The 25,990-nt window shown below is 67.3% G+C and carries 19 protein-coding genes; 13 read left to right on the top strand and 6 right to left on the bottom strand.

All coding sequences use genetic code 11. From position 1 onward, the window contains the following. Positions 1-284 precede the first annotated feature (284 nt). Positions 285-1,145 carry a nidogen-like domain-containing protein gene (locus AC1DYX_RS01660; protein ID WP_477255638.1) on the bottom strand — a complete coding sequence of 287 codons (861 nt, stop codon included), beginning with the start codon at positions 1,143-1,145 and terminating at the stop codon, positions 285-287. 419 nt (positions 1,146-1,564) lie between these two features. Here AC1DYX_RS01660 and AC1DYX_RS01665 point away from each other — a divergent pair, with 419 nt between their 5' ends. The 5 genes from AC1DYX_RS01665 to AC1DYX_RS01685 all read left to right on the top strand — a co-directional run bounded on the left by AC1DYX_RS01665 (position 1,565) and on the right by AC1DYX_RS01685 (position 9,428). Continuing rightward, a complete protein-coding gene (locus AC1DYX_RS01665) occupies positions 1,565-2,089 on the top strand; it encodes a hypothetical protein (protein WP_477255640.1) in 525 nt (174 codons plus the stop codon). Positions 2,090-2,151: 62 nt separating this feature from the next. Beyond that, positions 2,152-2,973 (top strand): ferritin-like domain-containing protein, encoded by an 822-nt coding sequence (locus AC1DYX_RS01670; RefSeq protein WP_477255642.1) that lies wholly within the window; start codon positions 2,152-2,154, stop codon positions 2,971-2,973. 4 nt (positions 2,974-2,977) lie between these two features. Continuing rightward, positions 2,978-5,368, top strand: a complete 2,391-nt coding sequence (locus AC1DYX_RS01675; RefSeq protein ID WP_477255644.1) for a DNA polymerase II — start codon at positions 2,978-2,980, stop codon at positions 5,366-5,368. Positions 5,369-5,750: 382 nt separating this feature from the next. After that, entirely contained in the window at positions 5,751-6,527 is a 777-nt protein-coding gene (locus AC1DYX_RS01680; RefSeq protein WP_477255646.1) for a hypothetical protein, read from the top strand. Positions 6,528-7,004: 477 nt separating this feature from the next. Further along, positions 7,005-9,428: a dockerin gene (locus AC1DYX_RS01685; protein ID WP_477255648.1), complete on the top strand. Its 2,424-nt coding sequence runs from the start codon at positions 7,005-7,007 to the stop codon at positions 9,426-9,428. 318 nt (positions 9,429-9,746) lie between these two features. Here AC1DYX_RS01685 and AC1DYX_RS01690 read toward each other — a convergent pair whose 3' ends face one another. Further along, a complete protein-coding gene (locus tag AC1DYX_RS01690; protein ID WP_477255650.1) occupies positions 9,747-10,211 on the bottom strand; it encodes a carboxymuconolactone decarboxylase family protein in 465 nt (154 codons plus the stop codon). Positions 10,212-10,342: 131 nt separating this feature from the next. On the opposite strand from AC1DYX_RS01690, the gene AC1DYX_RS01695 reads away from it, so the two are divergent. After that, complete coding sequence (locus AC1DYX_RS01695; RefSeq protein WP_477255652.1) at positions 10,343-10,708, top strand: VOC family protein; 366 nt, start codon at positions 10,343-10,345, stop codon at positions 10,706-10,708. Between the two features lie 40 nt (positions 10,709-10,748). After that, a complete protein-coding gene (locus AC1DYX_RS01700) occupies positions 10,749-11,171 on the top strand; it encodes a LysR substrate-binding domain-containing protein (protein ID WP_477255654.1) in 423 nt (140 codons plus the stop codon). 62 nt (positions 11,172-11,233) lie between these two features. Here the strand turns inward: AC1DYX_RS01700 and alr are convergent, their stop codons facing one another. Together alr and AC1DYX_RS01710 are read right to left on the bottom strand one after the other, a co-directional pair. Further along, positions 11,234-12,367 carry an alanine racemase gene (gene alr, locus AC1DYX_RS01705; RefSeq protein ID WP_477255656.1) on the bottom strand — a complete coding sequence of 378 codons (1,134 nt, stop codon included), beginning with the start codon at positions 12,365-12,367 and terminating at the stop codon, positions 11,234-11,236. After that, positions 12,364-13,656, bottom strand: coding sequence for a D-amino acid dehydrogenase (locus tag AC1DYX_RS01710; RefSeq protein WP_477255658.1), 1,293 nt, complete (start codon positions 13,654-13,656; stop codon positions 12,364-12,366). The genes alr and AC1DYX_RS01710 overlap by 4 nt, the downstream gene beginning before the upstream one ends. A gap of 106 nt (positions 13,657-13,762) precedes the next feature. Here AC1DYX_RS01710 and AC1DYX_RS01715 point away from each other — a divergent pair, with 106 nt between their 5' ends. After that, a complete protein-coding gene (locus tag AC1DYX_RS01715; RefSeq protein ID WP_477255660.1) occupies positions 13,763-14,248 on the top strand; it encodes an Lrp/AsnC ligand binding domain-containing protein in 486 nt (161 codons plus the stop codon). A 122-nt stretch (positions 14,249-14,370) separates the two neighbouring features. Continuing rightward, positions 14,371-16,218 carry a hypothetical protein gene (locus tag AC1DYX_RS01720; RefSeq protein ID WP_477255662.1) on the top strand — a complete coding sequence of 616 codons (1,848 nt, stop codon included), beginning with the start codon at positions 14,371-14,373 and terminating at the stop codon, positions 16,216-16,218. A gap of 54 nt (positions 16,219-16,272) precedes the next feature. Here the strand turns inward: AC1DYX_RS01720 and AC1DYX_RS01725 are convergent, their stop codons facing one another. Further along, positions 16,273-17,505 (bottom strand): cyanophycinase, encoded by a 1,233-nt coding sequence (locus AC1DYX_RS01725; protein ID WP_477255664.1) that lies wholly within the window; start codon positions 17,503-17,505, stop codon positions 16,273-16,275. Positions 17,506-17,649: 144 nt separating this feature from the next. Here AC1DYX_RS01725 and AC1DYX_RS01730 point away from each other — a divergent pair, with 144 nt between their 5' ends. Then, the gene (locus AC1DYX_RS01730) at positions 17,650-18,618 is read left to right on the top strand and encodes an MYG1 family protein (RefSeq protein WP_477255666.1); all 969 of its coding nucleotides are present in this window, start codon (positions 17,650-17,652) and stop codon (positions 18,616-18,618) included. A 145-nt stretch (positions 18,619-18,763) separates the two neighbouring features. Further along, positions 18,764-19,723 carry a chemotaxis protein gene (locus AC1DYX_RS01735; RefSeq protein ID WP_477255668.1) on the top strand — a complete coding sequence of 320 codons (960 nt, stop codon included), beginning with the start codon at positions 18,764-18,766 and terminating at the stop codon, positions 19,721-19,723. Positions 19,724-19,832: 109 nt separating this feature from the next. On the opposite strand, the gene AC1DYX_RS01740 is transcribed toward AC1DYX_RS01735, so the two are convergent. Continuing rightward, on the bottom strand, positions 19,833-21,200 hold the full coding sequence (locus AC1DYX_RS01740; protein ID WP_477255670.1) for an enolase C-terminal domain-like protein: 1,368 nt from the start codon (positions 21,198-21,200) through the stop codon (positions 19,833-19,835). A 118-nt stretch (positions 21,201-21,318) separates the two neighbouring features. Between AC1DYX_RS01740 and AC1DYX_RS01745 the strand changes: the two genes are divergently transcribed. Beyond that, the gene (locus tag AC1DYX_RS01745; RefSeq protein WP_477255672.1) at positions 21,319-22,587 is read left to right on the top strand and encodes an SGNH/GDSL hydrolase family protein; all 1,269 of its coding nucleotides are present in this window, start codon (positions 21,319-21,321) and stop codon (positions 22,585-22,587) included. A 40-nt stretch (positions 22,588-22,627) separates the two neighbouring features. Further along, on the top strand, positions 22,628-25,648 hold the full coding sequence (locus AC1DYX_RS01750; protein WP_477255674.1) for a glycosyl hydrolase 115 family protein: 3,021 nt from the start codon (positions 22,628-22,630) through the stop codon (positions 25,646-25,648). Positions 25,649-25,990: the final 342 nt, after the last annotated feature.

Here is a 25,990-nt window from a genome sequence, read left to right on the forward strand (position 1 = left end):
GTATTCGCGCTTTTTTTGCGCCGGTAGACCCAGAGGCCATAGCCGGCGACGACGATGAAGTACACGAGGAAGACGATGGAGTCGAGGCTGGAAATCAGATTCATAGGTTTGTCTCGTCAAGCGCCGGCCGCGGAGTGCGGCCATGGTCAACCTCGGATTCTAGGCAGGAAACGGCGCCCCTTGCCCATCCATTTTTCGCGCTACCTATGCAAAAATCGTATGGCTGTGACTCCGTGTCGCATTCCGGACACGCGCGGCGAGGCGCGCATGTCCGGAATGCCCGGTCAGGCCTTGCGCTTGCGGCGTGCGGACAGGCCGGCGCCGAGCAGGCCGATCATCGTTAGTGCCAGCGCGGACGGTTCGGGCACGTCGTTCACCGGCGGCACGGTCTCGAGATTGGCACCGAACCAGATGTACTTGTTCTGGACGACGTCCTTCACGTTCGGCAGCAGCGAACTTTCGATCGTCTGCGCGTTGCCATTGCCGTCGCCGAAGCCGACCGCGGCGTTCGTGCTGGTATCCGTGACTTCCCAGCCCATCGTCTGGTAGAAGAAACCGATCAGGCCTTCGCCGGCTGCCGGCGTGTAGCCGTCGCCGCGCAGGACCAGCTGGAAGCTGTCGGTCGGGTCGCCGTGGTCGCTGAAGTAGCCGACGTTGTCCCAGGTTACGACCAGCTGGTTCGACGTCAGGTTGTAGTGCACGATGCCCGAGGCGGGATCGCGCGTATCGACGTCGCCGAAGAACGGCGAGATGATCGGTGCGTTCACGCCGGTCACRCCGGTGGGTACGAACGCCGAAATGCCGTTGCCGAAGCTGACGTTGCCGTTGTTGTTGATGAACAGCGAATGATAGGTCTGGCCAAAGAAGGTGACGTTGAAGCCGAGGTCCAGCGCCATGTAGCCGTCGTCGTTGCGGCCATCCGCCTGGCCGATGTTGGCGCCGTTGCCGCCGCCGGTCGTGACGATGTTTGCGCCGAGGTCGTTCGTGAAATAGCCGCCGGCAGTGTATTTGCCGGGCGACGCCTTCAGGTCGCTGTTCGGGATGGTCACGACGGCTGCCTGTGCGGCGCTGAATGCCGTGAACAGTGCGGCACCGGCGAGTGCCTTGACGAGGAGGTTCATGGGTTTGCTGTCAGTACGGATCATTTTCTCTCCAGTTAATGGTTTGCGGGAACTAAGAGTCGAGGAACTCAGAGTCGCGCCAACTGGTTAGCAAAAACGATGCCAATCATGCAACATACTGATTTTACTGATATTATTCTCAGAACGATACTTTTTGGTTACAAAATTGTCAAATTCCTCGACATTACCTAAACGGGTTATATGCTTGCAACTATGCGGTGACTAACGCAAATGTGAAATCGATGCGAAAAGGGTGGCTCTGGCCACCCATCCGCGTCACATTCGCCACGAAACCGGGTCGCTCGTTTTGCTGATTTTTTGACAAGGGGAAAGGAACGCAGGTCATCCACGCACAGCAACTATACTGAGCTCGTGCCCGCCATCCGGCGGTGTTCAGGCTGACGCCGGGCGGCGTCGCCTCAATACGGTATCAGGAGGTCGAAATGAACAAAGCAACATGTATCCTGCGCGGCGTCGCGTTGGCGTGCGCGCTATGTGCGGCCGGTACCCCGGCCATGGCAGCGAAGGATCCCGCGCGCTGGACGCAGGGCGACAGCACCAGGACCCAGCGCATGGCCGCGCTCAAGAAGGAAATCAATGCCGCGTATGCGGAACAGCAATCGGCATGCAAGCGCAAGTCGTCCGGCAAGCGCGACGCCTGCCTGAAGCAGGCCCGGCAGATCTACCAGCGCGACATGGCCAGCGCGCCGCAACTGCTGGCCCAGGCGCCGCGGGGTAGGGTGAAGGAACGCGTCGTCTCCACGACGCCCGCCGCGCCGGCCACGTCCACCCAGCCGGGTGCTACCGCATACGGCAGCTCGGGCGCCGGCATGACCGGTTCTGGCGGTGCCACGGGCACCGTCAGAGGCAAGGACGATGCTCTCCCGCCGTCCAGCGGCCAGGCGGGCGACCTGCCGCCGCCGCGCATGGAACCGCAGGACAGCACGCCGCCGGTGCAGCAACAGTAAGGGCGTCTCGCGCCGTGGGGCGCCGGGTGGTAAACTGCCGGCTTTTGTCGCAGAGGACCACGATGGCGCTCCCTTCGGAGCTGCGCGCTCGCGCGCTGGCATTATTGATCGAGACCGCACCGGACGCCAAGACGCAGGGCGTGGCGGCACTGGCCGCAGCCTGGCGTACTGGTGAATGCGGTCTCGACGTTGCGGCAGTCCTCGACGCGGGCGATGCGGCCATCCCGGGCAGGCCCGCGCGGCCGCAACTGGTGCCCCCGCGGCTCGTCGGCCGCCGTTCGATGGCGACAAGGGAAGGCCGCGCCATGCTGGTCCACGCACTGGCCCACATCGAATTCAATGCCGTGAATCTGGCGCTGGACGCCGTCTGGCGCTTTCCCGGCATGCCCACCGACTACTACGCCGACTGGCTGTGCGTGGCGGCCGAGGAGGCCGACCATTTCACCCTGCTGGACGCACACCTGCATATGCTCGGCTGGGCGTACGGCGACTTTGCCGGCCATGACAGCCTGTGGGAGATGGTGGCCAAGACGAGCGGCGACGTGCTCGCGCGCATGGCCCTCGTGCCGCGCACGATGGAAGCGCGCGGCCTGGACGCGATCCCGCCGCTGCGCGCCAAGCTGGCCCAGGCCGGCGACGAGGCCGCGGCGCGCATCCTCGACGTGCTGCTGCGCGACGAGGTGGGCCACGTCGAGATCGGCAACCGCTGGTACTTCCACCTCTGCACCCAACGTGGCCTGGAGCCCGTCGCGACTTACGACGCCCTGACGGTACGCTACAAGGCCCCCGTCCTGAAAGGTCCGTTCAACATCGCGGCGCGCCGCCAGGCCGGCTTCACGGAAGTGGAACTCGTGCGTTTCGCCGGCGAGCCCCTGAAAGCCTGACGCCATGGACACCCGGGACGACGCCGGCGCGCAGGGCTTCCTGCTGACGCGCCACTGGCGCGACACGGATGCGGGCGTGGAGGTCGACTTCTGGCTCGCGACGCCGCAGGGAGCCCGCCGCGTGCGCCTCGCGCCGCAACCGGCCATCGCGTTCATCCCGCAAGAGCAGGGCGACACGGCGCGCCTCCTGCTGCAGCGCGAGCGCGGCGCCGAGTTGCGCGAACTGAACCTGTGCGACTTTCATCATCGTCCCGTGCTCGGGCTGTACTGCCGCCAGTACCGCCACCTGCTGCGCCTCGAGAAGCGCCTGCGCGAACACGGCGTCGACGTCTACGAGGCCGACGTCCGCCCGCCCGAGCGCTACCTGATGGAACGCTTTATAACGGCCCCCGTGTCGTTTGCCGGTACGCCGGACCCGCTCGACCCACTGCTCCTCGTCGACGCCCAACTGAAACCGGTGCCCGATTACCGCCCGGTGTTGACCACCGTCTCGCTCGACATCGAGACGACGATGCAGGGCGAGCTGCGCTCCATCGCGCTGGAAGGCTGCGGCCAGCGCCAGGTGTACATGCTTGGACCGCCGAACGGCGATGCGTCCCGGCTCGACTTCGACTACGAAGTGTGCGCAACGCGGCGCGACCTGCTCGACCGGCTGGAAGACTGGATCCGGCGTCACGATCCCGACGCCATCATCGGCTGGAACCTCGTGCAGTTCGACCTGCGCATCCTGCAGCAGCACGCGCAGCAGATGCAGCGCCCCCTGCGCCTCGGCCGCGACGGCAGCGCGATCGAATGGCGCGAGCACGGCGGGCGACAGGAGCACTGGTTCGCGGGCATTGCCGGACGGCTCGTCATCGACGGCATCGAGGCGCTGCGTTCGGCCACCTGGAGCTTTCCGTCGTTCTCGCTGGAGCACGTCGCGCAAAGCCTGCTGGGCGAAGGCAAGGCCGTCGACAATCCGTACGACCGCATGGCGGAGATCGACCGCATGTTCGACGAGGACAAGCCGGCGCTGGCCCGCTACAACCTGCAGGACTGCGTGCTGGTGACGCGCATCTTCGAAAAATCCGGGTTGCTGGCTTTCCTGCTGGAGCGCGCCAGCGTGACGGGTCTCGCGGCGGACCGCAGCGGCGGTTCCGTCGCCGCATTCGAGCATGCGTACATGCCGCTGATGCACCGGCTCGGGCGGGTGGCACCGAACATCGGCGACGTGCCGGGCGCGGACAGCCCGGGCGGTTTCGTGATGGATTCGCGCTCCGGCCTGTACGATTCCGTGCTCGTGCTGGACTACAAAAGCCTGTATCCGTCGATCATCCGCACGTTCCTGATCGATCCGGTGGGCCTCGTGGCCGGGCTCGAAGAACCGGAAGAGGACACGGTGCCGGGTTTTCGTGGAGCGCGCTTTTCGCGCACGCAGCACTGCCTGCCGGGCATCGTCACGCGCGTGTGGCAGGGGCGCGATGCGGCCAAGCGCGAGCGCAACGCGCCGCTGTCGCAGGCGCTGAAGATCATCATGAATTCCATGTACGGCGTGCTGGGCACCACGGGCTGCCGCTTCTTCGATCCGCGGCTCGCGTCGTCGATCACGATGCGTGGCCACGAGATCATGCACCGCACGCGCGAGCTGATCGAAGCACAAGGCTACCAGGTGATTTATGGCGACACGGATTCCACGTTCGTCTGGCTGGGCCGTGCACACGAGGAAGACGAGGCGGCGCGCATCGGGCGCGCGCTCGTCGACCACGTCAATGACTGGTGGCGCGCGCACCTGCAGGCGGCGCTGAAGCTCGACAGCGCGCTGGAACTCGAATACGAAACCCATTTTGCGCGCTTCCTGATGCCGACCGTGCGCGGCTCGGACGAGGGCAGCAAGAAGCGCTACGCAGGCCTCGTGCGGCGGCCGGGTGGCGGCGAGGAACTCGTCTTCAAGGGGCTGGAGACGGTGCGCACGGACTGGACCCCGCTCGCGCAGGCGTTCCAGCAAGAGTTGTACGGCCGCGTGTTCCGCGGCGAGCCGTACGAGGACTATGTGCGCGACTACGTGGCGCGCACGCTGGCAGGCAGGATGGACGGGCAGCTGGTCTACCGCAAGCGCCTGCGCCGGCCGCTGGTCGAGTACGAGCGCAACGTGCCGCCGCACGTGCGCGCGGCGCGCGCGGCCGACGACTTCCACGTCCGCCAGGGGCGGCCGCCGCAATACCGCAACGGTGGCTGGATCCGCTATGTGATGACGGTGGCGGGGCCGGAGCCGCTGGAGACGCTGGACCCCCGTCGCACGCCCGTCGACTACGAGCATTACCTGACGAAGCAGCTGGAACCCGTCGCCGACGGCATCCTGCCTTTCCTCGACGACAGCTTCGCGCGGCTCACCAGCAGGCAGGGCGCGTTGTTCTGAGTGTCACGGCGCGGGGCGCGAATGGATTGCCGTCGGGCGAATAGCCGGGATGCGTGTGGCATTCGTCGCAGCCGCTCGTGCTGAGGATGTAGCTCCCCAGCCACACCATGCTGCGTAACTTGCCCTTCAGGTTCACGACGACGCCGGGCGGTACGATCTCGCACCAGCGTGGCAGCCCTGTCCGTTCTGATAGGCCCGGTGAGAATCCGCGCATTTGTGGTGGCAGCGACCGTGGCATCATCGGGACGCATCGACGACAGGGGACGAACTTGATCAGTTTATCCAGGCAATCGATTGGTCTTGCCATGCAGCGCTACCGCGAATCCACCTCGCAACCCGTCCAGGCCGACGCCGGGATCGAGCGGGCGGGCCAGGCGGGACCATGAACGACCGGGGCTTTCGCAACGAAGTGCCGGGTTTCCTGCGGCAGGCGGGCCGCCACGGGGAGGCGCTGGCCCTGCTGCAGCAACTGTTCGCCGGCGCGGCGCGCGCAGGCGCGCCCGCGCGGCCCGGACTTTTTCTGGTCATGCTCGAATGGGCGTTCCTCGCCACCGAGTATCCGCCCGCACGCACCGCGCTGGAAGAAGCACGCGACGAACAGATCGGCCACTTGCTGGCCGGCGACATGACGGTCGGCCCGGACGGCGACACGCACCCCGCGTTCCTGCACGGCTCACGCTTTGCGCTGGTCGCGGAGATGAACCGGATCCTGGGCGACGCCCGTTCCACGTACGAGGTCTTCGTCCGCCTGGACGCCATGCGGCCGGACCTGGCGCGGCGGCATGCCTTCCTGGCGCTGCCTGCCGTGGTCGCGGCCTGCGACTTCGCGCTGGCCGACCGCTACCGCGGCGATCCGCTGGCGCACCTGGCTGCGCTGAATGCGACCGCGGCCGCCTTCCCGCTGTTCCCGCCGCCCGACCAGGCGCCGCGCCTCGCGGCGGAACTGACCCTGCTCGTGAACGACGTGCGCATCGCCAGCGCCGTGCTGCGCGGCCGCTGCCGCGCGACCGACGCCCTGGCGCTGCGCGCGCGCCTGCTCGCCGGACTGCCGTCCGGGCCCGTGCGCACGCTCGCCCAGCGCGAGCTGGACGAAGAGGGCACCATCATGCGCGAGATTGTTGCGCACCAGATGGCGCAAGGGCGACTGCCCGGATCCTGAGCCGGCGGCGGTTGGGCGATCGTATGGCCTCAAGTTTTTGAACGAAAAATCATACCTCGCACTGGCATTTTTCACTCGCAATTTCCGTTGACAGTGAAAAACATTGAGGTTTAGACTGGGTTAATATTGGTTAATATTGGTTAATTTTGGTGGAATATTTGGTTAATCCTGGTATCGCACGCCGGACGCTCCCGACCGGCGATTGATTCGTGTGCGCTGGTCCCAGCCGGCGCACCCGGCAACCGCGCCCCCGATTGGTTCATCACAGCCGTGGCGCACAACACTCCCTGTCTGGCGATGCGATGGCCGTGGCCACCGTGCCGCCGTCGTGCGGCCAGGATGGTATTAAATATATAACAAACTTTCGTGTTTGATGCGTGTTGCGTTCATCCGGCGGCCGTATCGACACCCATGCCGTGGCGTTGTCCGTCGACCCGGCAATCTGAATCATTAATCTTGTATCTGGTAGGAGACATCATGGGCACTCACAAGAAACGACTCATCGTCCTGGCGATCGTCGCAAGCTTCGCGGCAGGTTGCGGCGGCGGCGGCGGCGGCGGTTCGGGCGACACCGGCAGCACCGGATCGACGGGCAGCACCGGCAGCACCGGCTCGACGGGCAGCACCGGCTCGACCGGCAGCACCGGCTCGACCGGCAGCACGGGAAGCACCGGCAGCACGGGCGGTACGACCGACACGGGCAGTACCGGCAGCGCGCCGGACTCGACCGCAATCGGCTCGGCGGTCGCCTGGCATAGCGCGGTGTGGGGCGGCGGCGGCTACGTCACCGGCCTGATCTACCACCCGACCAACGCAAACCTGCTGTACGCGCGCACCGACGTGGGCGGCGCCTACCGCTGGGACTCGACGTCGTCCTCGTGGACGCCCATTACGGACGGCCTCGGTTTTGGTGGCCCCGAAGGCAGTTACCACGGCATCGAAAGCATGGCCTTCGACCCGAACAACGACCAGCTCGTGTACATGATGACGGGCATCACCGTGACCGGGAATTCCAACGGCCGCATCTACGTCTCGAGCGACCGCGGCGACAGCTGGACGCATTATGACGTGCCGTTCCCGGTCGGCGGCAACGACAATGGCCGTGGCGTCGGCGAACGTCTCGCGGTCGACCCCAACAAGCCGACAACGCTGTACTTCGGCACGCACACTGCCGGCCTGTGGAAGAGCACGGACTCGGGCCAGACCTGGGCGCAGGTCACCGGCCTGTCGTCCACCAAGATCAACGGCGGCAACTCCCCGATCGGCGTCGAGCAGGTCGTGTTCGACACCGGCACCACCGGCAGCGGCACGGCGACGCAGACCCTCTATGCGTCGGTCGCTCCGGACTACGGCCAGGCGGCGGGCCTGACGTCGAACCTGTACAAGTCCACCGACGGCGGCACGACGTGGGCGCCGGTCTCGGTGCCGTCGACATTGACCGCCTATTACATCCCGCACATGGTGCGCACGTCCGACGGCGTGATCTACGTGGTGTTCAACCAGAACGTCGGCCAGGGCATCGGCGGCCCGAGCTATCTGTACAGCTTTGACGCCGGCAACACCGGCACCTGGACCAAGCTAAAGTTCTCGACGGCCAACGGCTTCGGCGGCCTGTCCGTCGTCGGTTCCGGCTCGACCGCCCGCATCGCGCTGGGCATGACCGGCTGGAGCGACGGCAGCAAGCAGATCCAGGTGTCCGACGACAGCGGCACCAGCTGGCACGAAGTCGAGGCCGGCATGTCGCATCCCGACGGTGACACGTGCGTCGGCTGGATCGAGGGCGTCACGATCGACCCGGCCAACCGCGACCACATCATGCACACCCACGGTGGCGGCGTCTGCGAGACCACGAACGCCTCCTCGCAGACGCCGACCTGGAACAACAAGGTCAAGAACCTCGAGGAGACGGTCACGCTGGCCCTCGCCACGCCGCCGGCCGGTGCGTCGTACAAGTTCGTCAACAGCGCGGGCGACATCGGCACGTGGGTCAGTACGGACTTGACGACGCGGCCGACGAAGGGCCCCCTGAAAACCTGGAGCAGCGGCAATGCGGCCGATATGGCATGGGCCGATCCGACCTATATCGCCGCCTCCGGCGTCGACAATGCGGCTAACGCCACCATCAAGGGTTTCTGGTCCGGCGACAGCGGCGCCACCTGGTCGACCTTTGCCACCCTGCCTGCCGGCGCCGCGGCAAACGGAAGCAACTTCCAGAGCATCGCGGTCACGGCGCGTAACAACGTGATCTGGGCACCGCCCAATTCGGTGCCCTCGTACACCACGAACAGCGGCGCGACCTGGACCGCGACCAACCTGCCTGCGGTGAGCGGCTGGCAAGGCTGGCCGCATTCCTATCGCGTGGTTGCGGACCGCAAGAACCCGAACAAGGTTTATGCCTACGATAATGGCGGCGCAGTATGGGGCACGGCGGGCAAGGTCTTCGTCTCGACCGATGGCGGCCATACGTTCACGCAGAGCCAGGGTTCGGGGTCGGCGCAGCTGGCTCCCAACTCCTGGGGCGATACGTCGATGGTGGTCAATCCCAACGCCGAGGGTGACGTCTGGCTGGCCGACGGCAATACCGTCTACCACTCGGTGGACTCGGGCGCAACCTGGACGAAGCTCAGCGGCTTCGCCAGCACCAACGCCACGAAGGGCGCGAGCATCATTGCCCTCGGCAAGGCGAAGTCCGGCGCTACCTATACGGCTGCGGTCTATGTGGTCGGCACGATGAATGGCGTCTGGGGAATCTATCGTTCCGACGATGCCGGTGCAACGTGGGCACGCTTCAACGACGATGCCCATCAGTTCGGCGGCATCGGCGTGATGGCGGCCGACTGGAACACCTACGGGCGCATCTACGTCAACGGTGCCGCACGCGGTCTGCTGTACAGCAACTGAGGACGTCCATCTCGAACAGGGGCAGCCGCGGCTGCCCTTTTTTGTGGGCTGTGTTCGCGTTTGTTATGTGAACTTTAATTTGTTGCCGAGGTCATACGCATCGTCGAGTTAACTCTTCCGGAGTGACAATGCGCAGCCTGGCGTTCGACGACCTGTTCGCCATGCTGGCCGCGGTCGCTTTGTCGGCGTGTATCGCACGACCAGTTTCCGGTGGCGCCACCGGTTCGTTCCCGGTGCCATGCGCTCCCGGCCGGGCAGGTTGACGGCCGCGGGCTATGTCGTGGAAACGATCATGCGTGGCACCGACACATTCTATGATCACATGCCCGGGGGCGGCTCGACCGGAATCTGGTTGCGCAGCGACAGGTTGATCGCGTTCCAACCCCGGATGACGGCAATCGTATAGCCCAGCTCCGCGATCTCGGCGTCGCTGAAATGCTCGCGGAGCAAAGGCCAGGCCGCATCCGTGTCGTCGCGGTGGGGCAGGGCGTTGACGGCGTCGGCCCAGGCGAGGGCGGCACGCTCGCGCTCGCTGAAGAACGGCGATTCGCGCCATGCCGCCACGCTGTTCAGGTGGCGCGGGTCCGCACCCTGCCTGATCAGGTCGCGCCAGTGCATGTCCACGCACACGCCGCAGCCGTTCTGCTGCGACACGCGCAGGTTGACCAGCTCGACGAGGCGGGGCCCGAGCGCACCCTGCTTGACGGTGTGCGACAGGTTGGACATGGCTTTCAGCGCGGACGGTGCCAGGGTGTACAGGTTGATGCGAGCGGTGTGCGACATGGCGTTTCCTTTCCAGTGAACGGGGCTGCGGCGTGCAGGCCGATATCCATTAGACGGATCGGCGCGTCCGTTTGTGACAGTCATCGCGGCGCATTCGCATTTATCATGAGGTTTTTCGAAAGGAGACCTCCATGATCAAAGGCTTGCGCACCGTGATCTATCCCGTGGCCGACCTGGGCCGCGCCAAAAACTGGTTTGCCGACGTGTTCGGCGTGCCGGCTTACTTCGACCAGCCGTTCTACGTCGGCTTTGCCGTCGGCGGCTTCGAGCTGGGCCTCGTCCCCGACGGCACGCCGGGCACGGCCGGCGCCACCGCGTTCTGGGGTGTCGACGACATCGCGGCCGAGGTCGACCGCATCGTCGGACTGGGCGCCACCGTGCACGCGGCGATCCAGGACGTCGGCGAGGGCATCCGGGTCGCGGAACTCCAGGACCCGTTCGGCAACGTCCTCGGCCTCATCGAAAATCCGCTGTTCAATCCGGCGGCAGTGCGCTGATCACATGCCCTGGGCGGCACGACCGGGTTCGGGTCGTGCAGTGACGAAACCCGATTCGGCACCCCAGCGGATGGCCGCGCGGTTCAGCACGACGGCTTCGGAATCGGCCAGCCAGCCGTCCGCGTCCGCGAGGCGCCACAATGCTCCGGTGCTGTTCCCGGGCGAGGATTTCGCGATCCGGGCCCGCCTGTATCAGTGGCTGGAGCACGAGGATATCCACGTCCGCGTCATCGGTGAGTTCGACGACAGCGCGATGATGAAAGCGTTCGGCCAATCGGGGGCAGGCGTGTTCTTTGCACCGGCGGTCATCGCCGCGCAGGTATGCGACCAGTACGGGGTGGTCGCGCTCGGGACCGTCGACACCGTCGTCGAGCAGGGGTATGCCATCACGACCGAGCGGCGCATGAGTCATCCGGCCACGGTCGCCATCGGCGCGCTGGCACGCGACAAGCTGTTCGTGTGAAGAGCACCGGCGTCCGTCTGGAACGACGCCGGTGGGGTATGGCACGAATCCGTTGGCGTGACTTACTGTCCGCCCACGTAGCGCCGTTCGAACCGCGCGCCCAGCCGCGTCAGTACTTCGTACCCGATCGTCCCGGCTTGCGTGGCGACCGCATCGACGTGCTGGTTGGCCCCCAGCAGTTCCACCGTCATGCCCGGCTGCAGGCGCGCCTCCGGAATGCCCGTGACGTCCAGCGTAATGCTGTCCATCGATACGGTACCGGCGATCGGCACGCGCATGCCGTCGATGAAGGCGCAGCCGCGGCCCGACAGCGCGCGCAGCCAGCCGTCCGCATAGCCGACGGCGATCGTCGCGATGCGGCGCGTGCCGTCGGCCACGTAGCGGGCGCCGTAGCCGACGGCGTCGCCGGCTTCGATCGTCCGGACCTGCACGATGCGCGCGTCCAGCGACACGGCCTGGCGCAGCGGATTGTCATGGCCCGGTTGCGGATTGATGCCGTACAGCGCGGCGCCCGGGCGCACGAGGTCGTAGCGGAAGCCGGCGCCGAGGAACACGGCCGACGAATTCGCCAGGCTCGCCGGCAGCGCGGGGAACGACGCACGGATGGCATCGAAGCGCTGGCGCTGGCGTGCATTCATCGGGTGGTCGGGTGCGTCCGCGCAGGCCAGGTGGCTCATCAGGAGGACGGGATCGAACGCGGCCAGCCAGTCGCGCGGGTCGCCCAGCGCGGCCAGGTCGGCGGGAGACAGGCCCATGCGCGACATGCCGCTGTCGACCTGTACCGCGGCGGCCAGGCGCCGGCCCGCGTGCGCGCAGGCGGCGCTCCATTCGCGCACCTGGCCCGGGTCGTTCAGCACGGGCACGAGGCCATGCGCGATGAAGTCGGCGGTCGTGCCGGGCGGCGGACCGTGCAGCACGTAGATGGTGCTGGCGGGCGGCACGATGCCGCGCAGCCGCATGCCTTCCTCGAGGTGGGCCGTGAAGAACACGCGGCAGCCCGCGCGCACGAGCCCCGGTGCCACCYGCGCCATGCCGAGGCCATAGGCATCGGCCTTCATCACGCCGGCGACAACGGCGCCCGCGGCCCGCTGCGCGAGCAACCGGTAGTTGGCGGCGATGGCATCCAGGTCGACCGTCAGGACGGCGCCGGCACGCGCGGCCTGCGCCACGTGATGGGGATGGGCGACCGCGTTCATGCTTTCGCCAGCGCAGGGCGCAGGTTGGCGGACGGCGTGCCGGCATAGCGGAACACGGCCAGGTCGTCGGCATGGATCGCGGGCACCTTGCCGCTGACGAGGTCCGCGATGACGCTGGCGGAGCCGCACGACATCGTCCAGCCCAGCGTGCCGTGGCCGGTGTTGAGGAACAGGTTGCGCAGCGGCGAGGCGCCGACGATCGGCGTGCTGTCCGGCGTCATCGGGCGCAGGCCGGTCCAGAACGTGGCGCGCGCGACGTCGCCGCCGCCCGGGAACAGATCGTTGACCACCATTTCCAGCGTCTCGCGCCGGCGCGGGTTCAACACCTTGCTGTAGCCCGCGATCTCCGCCATGCCGCCCACCCGGATGCGGTCGTCGAAGCGCGTCACGGCGATCTTGTACGTCTCGTCGAGGATCGTGGACACGGGGGCTTTCGCCGCGTCGACGATCGGCACGGTGATCGAATAGCCCTTGAGCGGATAGACGGGTACGCGGAACTGATCCTGCAGCAGCAGGCGCGAATAGCTGCCCAGTGCGAGCACGTAACGGTCGGCCGTCATGCGGCCCCTGTCCGTGGCCACGCCGGTGACCCGGCCATTGGCGATCTCCAGGCGCTCGATCGCGGTGCCGAAACGGAAGCGCACGCCGAGCTCGCGCGCCATCTGCGCGAGGCGTGCCGTGAACAGCTGGCAGTCGCCCGTCTCGTCGTTCGGCAGGCGCAGGCCGCCGACCAGCTTATCGCGCACGTTGGCAAGCGCCGGTTCGGCATTGCCCAACTGGTCGCGGCTCAGCAGGTCGAATGGGACGCCGGCCTGCTTCAGCACCTCGATGTCCTTGGCGGCGCCGTCGAACTGGGCCTGCGTGCGGAACAGTTGCAGCGTGCCCTGCTGGCGGCCTTCGTAGGCGATGCCTGTCTCGGCGCGCAGCGCACGGATGCAATCGCGGCTGTACTCGGCGAGGCGCACCATGCGTTCCTTGTTGACGGCATAGCGGTCGGCGTCGCAGTTCCGGAACATCTCCCACATCCATTGCAGCTGGAACAGGGTGCCGTCCGGCTGGATCGCGAGCGGCGCATGGCGCTGGAACAGCCATTTGAAGGCTTTCAGCGGAATGCCCGGCGCAGCCCAGGGCGAGGCATAGCCGGGGGAGATCTGGCCGGCGTTGCCGAAACTGGTCTCGAGGGCCGGACCCGGTTGACGGTCGACGACGGTGACGTCGTGGCCGGCCTTGGCCAGGTAGTATGCGGTGGTCACGCCGACCACGCCACTGCCGAGTACGATTACGCGCATAGTTCTTCCTGTGTTAATGTTGTTCTGGAATTAGAAATTGTTTCCATTGTAGTGACGTCAATGCGATAATTGTTTCGGTTTGTGATCGACTTTTTGGTGAAAAATAATGCGCGTACAAAAAGACTCGAGCCGTGTGCTGGACCGCATCGACCTGCACATCCTGTCCATCCTGCRGGACGACGGCCGCATCGTGATGAAGGACCTGGCCGAGCGCGTGGGGCTGTCGCTGACGCCCTGCATCGAGCGGGTCAAGCGCATGGAGCGCGACGGCGTGATTGCCGGCTACCACGCGCGCGTGGCACCGCGCGCGCTCGGGCTGCAGATTCTCGTGTTCGTGGAAATCACGCTGCGCCAGAAGTCCGGGGAGGCGTTCGAACGCTTCCGCCGCGCCATGCTGGCGATTCCCGAGGTGATGGAATGCCACCTCGTGTCCGGCGATTTCGACTACCTGATCAAGGCACGCATCCCCGAGATGACGGAATACCGCCGCCTGCTGGGCGAGATCCTGCACGTGGCGGATGGCGGGCAGTCGAAGAGTTATGTCGTGATGGAAGAGGTCAAGGAGACGCTGGCGGTGTCGATCRCACGCTGACGGCATGGCTTGAGATAGCATTAAATTAGTAAAAACCAGGATTGCCCTATAGGAAACTTTCCTGCAGATTGTTAGACTCACCACGTTAACATTAATTAATATAAAAAATGGAGGCGGAAATCGTGGGTTTCACAATCAAACGGACGGTATGGGCCACCCTCGTGGTTTGTGCACTGGCAGGCGGCGCCTGCGCCGCGCAGGAAGCCGAGCCGCAAAGCATCGTCGTCACGGGGCAGCGGGGCACGTCGCCATGGGTGCGGGCCGAGAGCCCCCACTTCGTTGTCGTCTCGGATGCGGCGCGCGCGGACGTCGCCCGGCTCGTCGAACACCTCGAGCGCCTCGACGCGCTGCTGCGCATGTTCACGGCGGACTACGGCGGCCCGGCCGCCGGCCCGGAGCCGAAGCTCAACCTGATGTACTTTCAGGATCCCCACCAGCTGGACCGCGTGGCGCCGGACCGTCCGTTTGCCGGCATCGGACTGTTCCGCGACTGCGCGGGCGGCGCGCTGGGCTTCCTCGTGCACACGGAAGCACTGCCCGAGGTGGCGGACGACAGGCTGGCCACGGCACCGCTGCACGAGGGCCTGTCGTATGTGTCGCAAGCGTATGCGCGCCATTTCCTGTACCGGCACACGGATGTGCGGAGGCCATCGGCCTGGATCGAAGGCTTTGCGGACTATTTCGCGAGTGTGACGTTCGGCACGAAGCAGATGGCAATCGGCCGCGTCCCGCCCGGCGTCCGTGCCTATCTCGACTACCACGACAAGGGGCATGAGTACTACCTCGATTACGACCGCATGCTGGGCCCGGACCCGTACAAGGACCTGTACGAGACAAAGGTCAAGGCCGCCCGGGTGGAATACCAGGCGCGGGCGTGGATACTTGCGCACTACATCCTCGGCGCCGACGAGCGGCGCAAGAGTCTCGCCACGTTCGTGAAGGCGGTCGACCAGGGGACCGATCCGGCCGTCGCGCTGCGCGATGCGTTCGGACTGGACGTGGGCGATGCGTCGAAAGTGCTGTGGCGCTACCAGCGGCAGGGGACCAACTCGATGCGTATCGACATGCCCTGGAATGCCCGCCCCGAGATAACCTTCAAGACGATGTCGGCGACGTCGGGTGAATTCGTGCTGGCCGATACCGTCCTGAAGGCCTGCCCGGCACGTGCGCAAGGCGAGGGCCTGTTGCGCACGCTGGGCACGGATGCGGCCAAGGTGCCGAACGTCGAGGCGGGCCAGCTGGCGCTGAACCGTGCCCGGGTCGACTGGGGCGACCCCGCCGCGGCGCTGCCGTGGCTGCAGCGGGCCGCCCGCGAGGCCGACGCCAGTGCCGACGTGCTGACCCTGCTGGCCCGGGCCGACCTGAAGCTCGCCGCGCGGGCGGACGGCGATGCGCGGACCGCCTACCTCGACGAGGCGTACGCCATCCTTGCGCGGGCGCGGACGCGCGATCCCAGGTCGGGCGCCGTCGCGCTGGCCGGCCTCGATTTTGCCCTGCTGACCGGCGACGCACCCGGCAGCGCGCCGCTGGACCGCGTGACCGCCGCATGGCAGGCGGCGCGCGACTCGGGGCCGCTGGCGCGCGCCGCCGCGCTGGCGTGGTGCTACCTCGGCGATGTGCCGAAGGCCACGCACGTCCTGCGCATGCTGGCAAGCGACACCCGCGATCCGGCCATGGCGGCCTGGGCGCTGCAATTCCAGCGCCGCGTCGACGCCGGCCTCACGAAAGCCGCCATCCTGGACGAGATGCGCAAGGGATCGGGCGACGGGCTGCTTGCGGGTGGCGCGAACGAATGGACGTTCGACATGGTCGCCCTGGTCAAGGAGGTGGAAGCGCAGGCCTCGGAGGAGTATGCCCGTGGTGCCGCACAGCGCCAGACGCTGAAGAAGCTGGCGTCGGACGCGGCGGTCAGTAGATTCAATCCCAACGGGCCTCCTCCTCCTCCCCCGCCGCCGGACACGCGTGAATGAGCATCGCGTCGTTGCGAATGAGCGGGCGGCGCGATTGTCCGTCGCGCCGCCCGCTCATTCGGCCTTATAAAGCGGCAACGTCAGCTTGACCGGCCTCACGTCCATGCGCACCCGGTACACGGAATAGGTATCGGCCCGGTTCGATTCCCAGCCCTCGCTTTCCGGCGTGCGCGTAAACGTGAACTCGAAGCCGCGTTCCGGCGCGGTGCCGTCCGGATTGCCGAAGGCGATCCCGGTGGCGCGCGTCTGGTCGCTGTCGCACAGCTTCATCAGGAGGTCGACGACGGCCGTGTTGCCGAGGATGTCCGGGGCGAACAGCGCGCCGCGGTACGACGGGTCGGCCGCGTCCACGCGTTCCTTGTCCGGGCCGGGCGTGAAGCGGTCGCGGGACGGATCGTAGCGGTCGCCGCTGTCGAGGTAGCTGATGCGGGCATTGGCGACGTTGAACCCGGCGCGCGTGCCGTCCACGCTGGCCTGGCCGAGGTCCAGCAGCAGCGCGCCCTTGTAGCCGATGACGGCGATCGAGCGGTCGGGCGCGACGACGGCCGCCGTGTTCTCGTCGATGCCCAGCCCCAGGCGGTAGTGCTTGGCCAGCATCACGGGCAGCATGCGGGCGAAGCGGCCGCGCACGAGGAGGTGCTGGTCGACGAAGACATCGTCGCCGATGAAGCCGAGGCCCGGCGCGATGTCGCGGCCGTCCGTGATGCCGTCGCGCAGCGTCGGCAGCGGCGCGCGGCCTTCGTAGAACATCGTCTTGCTCATGATGGCGGCGCCTGCGCTCGTGCCGGCGATGACGCCGCCGCGCCGGTACATCTCCCACAGCGCGTCCAGCACGGCGCTGTTGGCGCCGTCCGCATGGCGCAGCGCCGCCGTGATCCGGCCCTGGTCGCCGCCCGTGAAGAACGCGCCGCCGGCCGCGCGCACGCTGGCCGCCACCCGCGGATCGTCGGCCATGCGCTGCACGTCGCTGCCGGGCAGGTGCGCGGACAACGGCACGACGAACGGGTGGGCGCCGTAGCTCGTCAGGATCTCGGCCGTCACCCGGCCGGAGCGTTCCGGATTGCCGGCCGCCGTCGGGAACACGGCGATGCGTGCGCCCGGGCCGCCCGCCAGTTCCACGATCTTCTTCCATACCTGGGCATTGTCGGCGCGGAGGGCGCCGCCCGCGATCACGAGCGAACCCTTGAGCGCGGGCGTCGGCGCCCGTGCGTCGGCCCGCGCGGCCGCCGGCGCCAGGCCGAGCGCCAGCATGAAGGCGAGGGGAAGGGTGGGCAGGCGGATCGGCATGGATTTCCTCGTGGCGTACGTACGTGCGGATGKGACTACCCATCATGATACGCGTGCCCGGCCCTGCTGCCAAAGCCGGTATCATCGAGGCATGCGGGGCGCATGCCCACCGGCATGGGGCCGGGCAACCAGATTGGAGAAAGCATGTTGATCGTGACCCATGGCGGCAAATTCCACGCGGACGACGCGTGGGCGGTGGCCGTCCTGATGTTGTTGTACCCGGAAGCGGAGCTCGTGCGCACGCGCGACCCGGCCGTGATCGCCCGCGCCGACGTCGCCATCGATGTGGGCGGCGAATGGAACCCCGCCGCCGGCCGTTTCGACCACCACCAGAAAGGCTTCGACGGCGCCCGCGTGAGTGGCGTGCCGTATGCCAGCGCGGGGCTCGTGTGGCGCGAATACGGTGCGCGCTGCGTCGCCCTGCTGGCCGAGCGGCATGCGGGTTACCGGCTGTCGGAGGATAGCGCCCAGCAGATGGCGTATGCGATCGACGCCGACCTCGTCCAGTACCTCGACCTGTCCGACGTCGGCGCCGCGCGCAACGCGCCGGGCAGCTACGGGCTGTCCGCCATCGTGTCCGGCTTCAACCCGAGCTGGCTCGACGAGCAGCGGCTCGGCCATGGCGCGCCGACGGAAGAATATCGCGATGCCCGGTTCCGGCGCGTGCTGGACCTGTTGACCGACCTGATGATCAATGCCGTCAAGTACCGTGTGGGCGCGCTGCTGGCCGTCGAGCAGGTCCGCCAGGCCGAGCAGCTCGAGGGCGGACGCGTGCTGTATCTGAAAAATGCGGCATTGCCCTGGACGGCAGTTGTGCGCAAGGAAATGCCGAAAGTGCTGTTCGTGATCAGCTACAGCCTGGGCGAGCAGCGTCACATGATCCACACGGTGCCCGTCAGCGCGGAGAGTTTCGACGCCCGCGCCGACCTGCCGGCCGCGTGGGCGGGCCTGCGCGACGCCGACCTGGCCGCCGTCACGGGCGTGCCGGATGCCGGTTTTTGCCACAACGGCCTTTTCATCGCGGCTGCGAAATCGTTCGACGGCATCCTCGAGATGGCCCGGCAGGCACTGCGCGACGTCGATGCCCGGCAGGCCAACGGCGCGCCGGCGTGACGATCCCGTTACGATTTCGTCAAAGTTATGTGGTTTTTTGGAACGGAATCGGCAAAAACTGACGCAGATCGAAGCTGGTCTTTACACTGCCCGCAGGTTCGCGTCTAGAATTGCCCAAAAGTATCAACCTTCATTGGGACGGGACATGAAATCGGTTCAGCAGGAAGTCGACGAGCGCAGCAACCTCACGGGCACGAACAAATTCGAGCTTTTGCTTTTCCGCCTCGGCGGTGACGCCAACGGCGAGCACAGCGAACTGTTCGGCATCAACGTGTTCAAGATTCGCGAGATCGTCGCCATGCCGACGATCACCAAGGTGGCCGGCGCGCCCGAACACGTGCTCGGCGTCGTCAACCTGCGCGGCCAGATCATCCAGGTCCTCGACCTGCCCGGCATCGCCGGCGTCACGCCCCGGACCGGCCTGAACATCATGCTGGTGACGGAATTCGCCCGCACCACGCAGGCGTTCGCCGTCGAGAGCGTGGAAGAGATCGTGCGTCTCGACTGGAGCCAGGTGATGTCCGCCGAGCACAGCGCCGGCAGCGGCATGGTTACGAGCATCGCGCGCCTGGAACCGGTGGACGGCGAGCAGGCGCGCCTGGCCCAGGTGCTGGACGTCGAGACGATCCTGCGCAACCTGAATCCGGACGCCCACAGCGAGAACGTCGAGCAGGCCGTCGGTGAAAAAATGAAGCTCAAGCCGGGCGCCGTGATCCTGGCCGCCGACGATTCCGTGGTCGCACGCGCCCTGATCGAACAGGGCCTGGATGCGATGGGCCTGCCGTTCGTGATGACGAAGAGCGGCAAGGAGTGCTGGGACCATCTGAACTCCATCGCCGCTGCCGCCGAGGCCGAGGGCAAGACCGTGCACGACAGGGTCGCGCTGGTGCTCACCGACCTCGAGATGCCGGAGATGGACGGTTTCACGCTGACCCGTAACATCAAGTCGAACGCGCGCTTCGGCAGCATGCCGGTCGTGATCCACTCGTCGCTGTCCGGCACGACGAACGAGGAACACGTCAAGAACGTGCGCGCCGACGCCTATGTCGCCAAGTTCTCGGCCGAGGACCTGTCGCGCACGCTGCGCACGCTGCTGCGCCAATAAGTAGGATGGGGTATGTGAGGCCGGGGGCCTCACATACGAACGTGCCCACGCGAACGCATGCGGTTCGCGAACGTTACGCGTGGGCACAGGGGTGCCCACCCTACGCCCGTCAGCGCGCGTAGCTGGGCTGCTTCGGATCGTACGTCCAGCCGGGCACGAGGTAACGCATGGCCATCGCGTCGTCGCGCGCGCCGCCGGCGACCTTCTTGTACAGCGCGTGCGCCTGTTCGATGCGTTCCATGTCGGGCTCGATGCCGAGGCCCGGCGCATCCGGCACGGCGACCTGGCCGCCCACGATCCGTAACGGTTCCTTCGTCAGGCGCTCGCGGCCTTCCTGCCAGATCCAGTGCGTGTCGATCGCGGTGATGTCGCCCGGCGCGGCCGCGGCGCAATGCGTGAACATCGCCAGCGATACGTCGAAATGATTGTTCGAGTGCGAGCCCCACGTCAGGCCCCAGTCGTGGCACAGCTGTGCGAGGCGCACGGAACCCTGCATGGTCCAGAAGTGCGGGTCTGCGAGCGGGATGTCGACGGCGCCCAGCAGGTGCGAATGGGCCATCTGGCGCCAGTCGGTCGCGACCATGTTCGTCGCCGTGCGGATGCCCGTGGCGCGCTTGAATTCGGCCATGATCTCGCGGCCCGAGTAGCCGTTTTCCGGCCCGCACGGGTCTTCCGCGTACGCTAGCACGTCACCTTGGCCCTTGCAGGCGGCGATGGCGTCCGCCAGTGACCAGGCCCCGTTCGGGTCGAGCGTCGCGCGCGCGTCCGGGAAGCGCCGCTTGATCGCCGCGACGGCGGCCACTTCGTCCTCCGGCCGCATCACGCCGCCCTTCAGCTTGAAGTCGCGGAAGCCGTACCGGTCGACGACGGCGCTGGCCAGGTCGGCGATCTGCTCGGGCGTCAACGCTTCCTCGTCGCGCATCCGGTACCAGCCGTCGTGCGCGGCGTCGCCGTCGTACGGCAGGTCCGTGTGCGTGCGGTCGCCGATGTAGAACAGGTAGGCCAGCATCGTCACATGCGTGCGCTGCTGGCCGTTGCCGAGCAGTTCGCAGACGGGCACGCCCAGGTGCTGGCCCAGCAGGTCCAGCAGTGCGGCTTCCACGGCGGTGACGACGTTTTCCAGGCGCAGATTGATCTCGTGCGGCTGCTTCATCACCGCTTCCTCGGCGCGCGACGTCACCTGGTGGCTCACGCCCGACAGTGCGGTGCGCAGGACGTGCAGCGTGCGGTTGTAGCGCGCCACTTCGGTACCCGTGACGAGCGGCGCGAGGCTTTCCAGCGCGCGCAGGATGCCGTTCGAGCCGGGCACTTCGCCCATGCCGGTATTGCCGGCGCTATCCTTCAGCAGGACGAGGATGCGGGTGAAGTAGGGCGCGTGGGCGCCGCACAGATTGAGCAGCATGCTGTCGCGGCCGGCCACGGGGATCACCTGCATCTCGGTGATGATCGGGCTGGCGGCGCGCTGGATGAGGGGCATTTCTTGTCTCCTGTAATGACGGGCATGTCAAGTTAAATGGGCGCTATAACTCGTTGCTCGTGACATTGAACTAATCTAGAATGGTAGCGCAACCATTTCCCAGTGTGAAGGAATTACGATGTCGCGTCAATCGATTCTAGCGGCCAGCCTGCTCGGTTTCACTCTTGCCGGCTGTGCCGCCACCCCCTTTGGTGCCGCCTCCCGACCACCGGCCGGCGAGCGCTGGGTCGCTTCCTGGGGTAGCGCACAACTCGTGCCGGAAGGTCAGAACGAGTTGCCGGCAGCGCAATGGCTGGACGCGAGCCTGCGCCAGGTCGTGCGGGTGTCGCTGGCCGGCCGCCAGCTGCGCGTCAAGGTCAGCAACGCGTTCGGCACGGCGCCCCTGGTCGTCGACGCCGGCAGCGTGGCGCGCGCCTTGCAGCCGGGGCGGGCCGACGTGGACCCTGCCAGCCTGCGGCCGCTGACGTTCGGCGGCGCGGCCGGCGTGTCGATCCCGGCCGGCGCGGAATACCTCAGCGACCCGGTCGACCTGCCGCATGCGGCCGGCGCCGACCTCGCCATTTCGCTGCACTTCGCCCAGGCGCCCGCGCGCCAGACGGGGCATCCGGGCGCCCGTGCCACCAGCTTCCTCGTGCGCGGCAACCAGGTGGCCGCCGCCACCTGGCCGCAGGCCGAAACGTTCACCCGCTGGTACCAGATCGCCGGCGTGGAAAGCCTGGCCGGCGCCGGCGCGCACACGGTCGTCGCCATCGGCGATTCGATCACGGACGGCTATGGCGTCCAACCGGATACGTATGCGCGCTGGACCGACGGCCTGGCCACCCGGCTGCGCGCCGCGGGCATGCCGGATATCGGCGTGGTCAATACGGGCATCGGCGGCGGGCGCATGCTGCACGACGGCCTGGGACCGAACCTGGTGTCCCGGTTCGAGCGCGACGTGCTGGGCCGGCCGGGCGTGTCGCACGCCATCGTCATGATCGGCGTGAACGACTTCGGCGTGCAGCACCGGAACAAGGAAGACAGCCCGGCGGAACGGGCACGCCTCGTGGCGGACCTGGAGCAGGCGTACCGCCAGATCGTCGCGCGCGCGCACCTGCAGGGCGTGTGCGTGCTGGGCGCCACGATCACGCCTTACGGCGGCAGCGGCTATTACCAGCCGGGCCCCGAAAACGAGGCGGACCGGCTCGCATATAACCAGTGGATCCGCACGGCCGGTGTCGTCGACGGCGTCGTCGACTTCGACGCGGCGCTGCGCGATCCGGCCCGGCCGGACCACCTGTTGAAGTCCCTCGACAACGACGGCCTGCATCCGTCTCCCGCCGGGTACCAGGCGATGGCCGATGCCGTGCCGCTCGCCCGGCTCGAGACCTGCAGCATCGCGCGCTGACCGGCGCACGCAAGCACATACTTACAATATGAGGAGTCTTATGAAATCACTCGTCGCCGCCGCCGTCACGGCATTGGCGGGCGCGCAGCCGGCATGGGCGCTGGGAGAGCGGCCCTTCGTGGCTTTCGAGGCCGGCAAGGATGCCGTCGTGCTGGCCCGTGCCGGCCAGGCCGCGCGCATCGTCGTCGATCCGAACGAATTCAAGGGCGTGCACCGGGCGGCGGCCGACCTGCAGGGCGACATCGCCCGGGTGTCCGGCGCGCAGCCCGTGCTGCTGGACGCCGGCAAGGCCGTGGCGCGCGGGACGGACGTCGTCATCGTCGGCACGCTCGGCAAAAGCGCCCTGGTCGACCGCCTCGCGCGTGCAGGGAAGATCGATGCGAAGGCCGTACGCGGCAAGTGGGAAGGTTATCTCGTGCAGACCGTGCCCAATCCGATGCCGGGTGTCGCGCGCGCGCTCGTCGTGGCGGGCAGCGACCGGCGCGGCACGATCTACGGACTGTACACGGTGTCGGAACAGATCGGCGTCTCGCCGTGGAACTGGTGGGCCGACGTGCCCGCGCCACGTCATGACGTGCTCGCGGTGGCGGCCGGCACGCGCGTCGTCGACGCCCCCGTGGTGCGCTACCGGGGCATCTTCCTGAACGACGAGGCGCCGGCGCTGTCCAACTGGGCCAAGGAGAAGTTCGGCGGCTTCAACCACAAGTTCTACGGCAAACTGTTCGAGCTGATCCTGCGCATGCGCGGCAACTACCTGTGGCCGGCCATGTGGGGCAATGCGTTCTACGACGACGATGCGGAGAACGGCCCGCTGGCCGACGAGATGGGCATCGTGATGGGCACGTCGCACCACGAACCGCTGATGCTCGCCCATGCGGAATGGGCGAAGTATGGCAAGGGCCCATGGGACTACAGCCGCAACGACCAGGTGCTGCGCGACTTCTGGCAGCAGGGCCTCACCCGCGCGAAGGACTACGACAAGGTCATCACGCTGGGCATGCGCGGCGACGGCGACGAGCCGATGTCGGAAGAATCGAACGTCGCGCTGCTGCAGCGGATCGTGGCCGACCAGCGCGCCATGATCGCGCAGACGATGGGCCGGCCGCTGCCCGAGGTGCCGCAGGTCTGGGCTCTGTACAAGGAAGTGCAGGAGTACTACGAGAAGGGCATGCGCGTGCCGGACGACGTCACCCTGCTGTGGTGCGACGACAACTGGGGCAATATCCGCCGCCTGCCGACGGCCGAGGAACGCAGGCGCAGYGGCGGCGCCGGCATCTACTACCACTTCGACTACGTGGGCGGCCCGCGTTCGTACAAGTGGATCAACGTGACGCCGCTGCCGAAGGTATGGGAACAGATGCACCTGGCGTGGCGGCTCGGCGCGGACCGGCTGTGGGTCGTCAACGTGGGTGACCTGAAGCCGATGGAAGTGCCGACGGAATTCTTCCTCACCTATGCGTGGAACCCTGCCGCGTGGCCGGCGTCACGCCTGCCCGACTACCTGAAACTGTGGGCGACGCGCGAGTTCGGTGCGCCGCAGTTTCCCGACCTTCCGGCGGAGATCGCGGACATCGTCGAGACCTACGCACGCTACAACGGCCGTCGCAGGCCGGAGCAGCTGGAACCGGGGACGTACAGCGCGACGAACTACCGCGAGACGGAGCGGATCGTCGCCGACTGGCGCGCCCTGGCGGCACGGGTGGACAAGGTCAAGGCGAAGCTGGCGCCCGCACAGCGCGACGCGTTCTTCCAGCTCGTCGAACATCCCGTGCGCGCATCCGCCACGCTGGGCGAGTTGTATGCGACCGTGCAGGCCAACCGTATCCACGCCGCCCAGGGCCGCGCCGACACGAACGACCTCGCAGCGCGCGCGCGCGACCTGTTCGCGCAGGACGCGGCGATCTCGCGCGAGTACCACGAGATCAATGGCGGCAAGTGGAACCACATGATGGCGCAGACGCATATCGGCTACACGAGCTGGCGCGACCCGGCCACGAACATCATGCCCGAGGTGCGCGAGATCGCCGTGCCGGCCGCGCCCGCGCTGGGCGTGGCGGTGGAGGGCGGCGAGGCCGCCTGGCCGGCAGCGACCGGCCTGCGCCTGCCGGCGTTCGAGCCGTTCGACCGCTCGGCGCGTTTCATCGAGGTGTTCGACCGCGGCGGCGCACCGGTGGCATGGCGCGCCCGCGCCGACCAGCCGTGGATCGTGCTGGGTGCGACGAGCGGCACCGTCGACAAATCGCAGCGGATCACGGTCGACGTGCGTTGGGACCAGGTGCCGGCCGGGGCCACGTCCGGACACGTGTTCGTGAGCGGGCCGGACGGACAGGAAGCGCGCGTCGACGTCCCGCTGCGCCACGCCGACCGGCGTAGCGCGAACGTTGCCGGGTACGTCGAGACCGGGGGCACGGTCGCCATCGAGGCGGAACACTACAGCCGTGCGCTGGCGCCGCAGGGCCGCGAATGGCTGCGGGTGCCGGGCCTGGGGCGCACGCTGTCCGGCATGACCACATTGCCGGTGGATGCACCGGCGCTTCTGCCTTCCGATGGCATGCGGCTGGAGTACGAGGTCTATCTGTTCGAGCCGGGCAAGGTGGATGTGCAGGCGACGCTGGCGCCCACCCTGAAATTCCGGCCGGGCGCGGGCCTGCGCTATGCCGTGGCGATCGACGACGAGGTGCCGCGCATCGTCGACGTGCATGCGGACGGGTCGCTGCAGCACTGGGAAAGGATCGTCTCGGACGGCGTCGCGCAATTCACGACGGCGCACGAGGTGAAGGCGGCGGGACGGCATACGCTGAAGTTCTGGGCGCTCGATCCGGGCCTCGTGCTGCAGCGCGTGGTGATCGATGCGGGCGGCCTGAAGCCCAGCTATCTCGGGCCGCAGGAAAGCCCACCCTACTCGGCGTGGGCGATGCGCAGCCCGCCCTTGCGGTCGGGCAGCCAGACTTCGGCGAGGTCCGAACTGACGTCGAAGAAGCCCAGTTCGTGCTTCGCCGCGAGGCGATGCACGGCTTCCCAGGCCGCGTCGATCCGGTCCCAGTCGAGGAAGGACATATAGATCAGCGCGCGGGCGATCGTGTAATCCGTGCCGGATTCCGGCTCGGCCTCGTCGGCCAGGACCGGCGGGAATTCCCCGGCCAGGTCGGCGTAGAAGGCCTGCAGCGCGGGCGCGGCGACGGCCGGGTCGTCGTAGTCGTGGTCCTCGCCCCACTCGGTCTGTTCGTCATACCAGTCCAGGAAGGCCGCCCGCTTCGTTGGCGCGGCGTCGGGGGCGAATACCATCAGGTCGTAACTCATCGTGCGGTTCTTTCGGGGGATCGTCGGACAGGCATGACGATACATCGAAACGATTGCGTGTGGTGCAAATGCCGATCTGCTGCAAACCGTGGTGCCGGGCGCT

The organism is Massilia sp. P2_C2 (genome assembly GCF_056404615.1).

Excerpts from the sequence above, each read along its gene's own strand:
- AC1DYX_RS01665 (WP_477255640.1), top strand. The coding sequence starts at position 1,565 with ATGAACAAAGCAACATGTATCCTGCGCGGCGTCGCGTTGGCGTGCGCG.
- AC1DYX_RS01670 (WP_477255642.1), top strand. The coding sequence starts at position 2,152 with ATGGCGCTCCCTTCGGAGCTGCGCGCTCGCGCGCTGGCATTATTGATC.
- AC1DYX_RS01675 (WP_477255644.1), top strand. The coding sequence starts at position 2,978 with ATGGACACCCGGGACGACGCCGGCGCGCAGGGCTTCCTGCTGACGCGC.
- AC1DYX_RS01680 (WP_477255646.1), top strand. The coding sequence starts at position 5,751 with ATGAACGACCGGGGCTTTCGCAACGAAGTGCCGGGTTTCCTGCGGCAG.
- AC1DYX_RS01685 (WP_477255648.1), top strand. The coding sequence starts at position 7,005 with ATGGGCACTCACAAGAAACGACTCATCGTCCTGGCGATCGTCGCAAGC.
- AC1DYX_RS01690 (WP_477255650.1), bottom strand. The coding sequence starts at position 10,211 with ATGTCGCACACCGCTCGCATCAACCTGTACACCCTGGCACCGTCCGCG.
- AC1DYX_RS01695 (WP_477255652.1), top strand. The coding sequence starts at position 10,343 with ATGATCAAAGGCTTGCGCACCGTGATCTATCCCGTGGCCGACCTGGGC.
- AC1DYX_RS01710 (WP_477255658.1), bottom strand. The coding sequence starts at position 13,656 with ATGCGCGTAATCGTACTCGGCAGTGGCGTGGTCGGCGTGACCACCGCA.
- AC1DYX_RS01725 (WP_477255664.1), bottom strand. The coding sequence starts at position 17,505 with ATGCCGATCCGCCTGCCCACCCTTCCCCTCGCCTTCATGCTGGCGCTC.
- AC1DYX_RS01730 (WP_477255666.1), top strand. The coding sequence starts at position 17,650 with ATGTTGATCGTGACCCATGGCGGCAAATTCCACGCGGACGACGCGTGG.
- AC1DYX_RS01735 (WP_477255668.1), top strand. The coding sequence starts at position 18,764 with ATGAAATCGGTTCAGCAGGAAGTCGACGAGCGCAGCAACCTCACGGGC.
- AC1DYX_RS01740 (WP_477255670.1), bottom strand. The coding sequence starts at position 21,200 with ATGCCCCTCATCCAGCGCGCCGCCAGCCCGATCATCACCGAGATGCAG.
- AC1DYX_RS01745 (WP_477255672.1), top strand. The coding sequence starts at position 21,319 with ATGTCGCGTCAATCGATTCTAGCGGCCAGCCTGCTCGGTTTCACTCTT.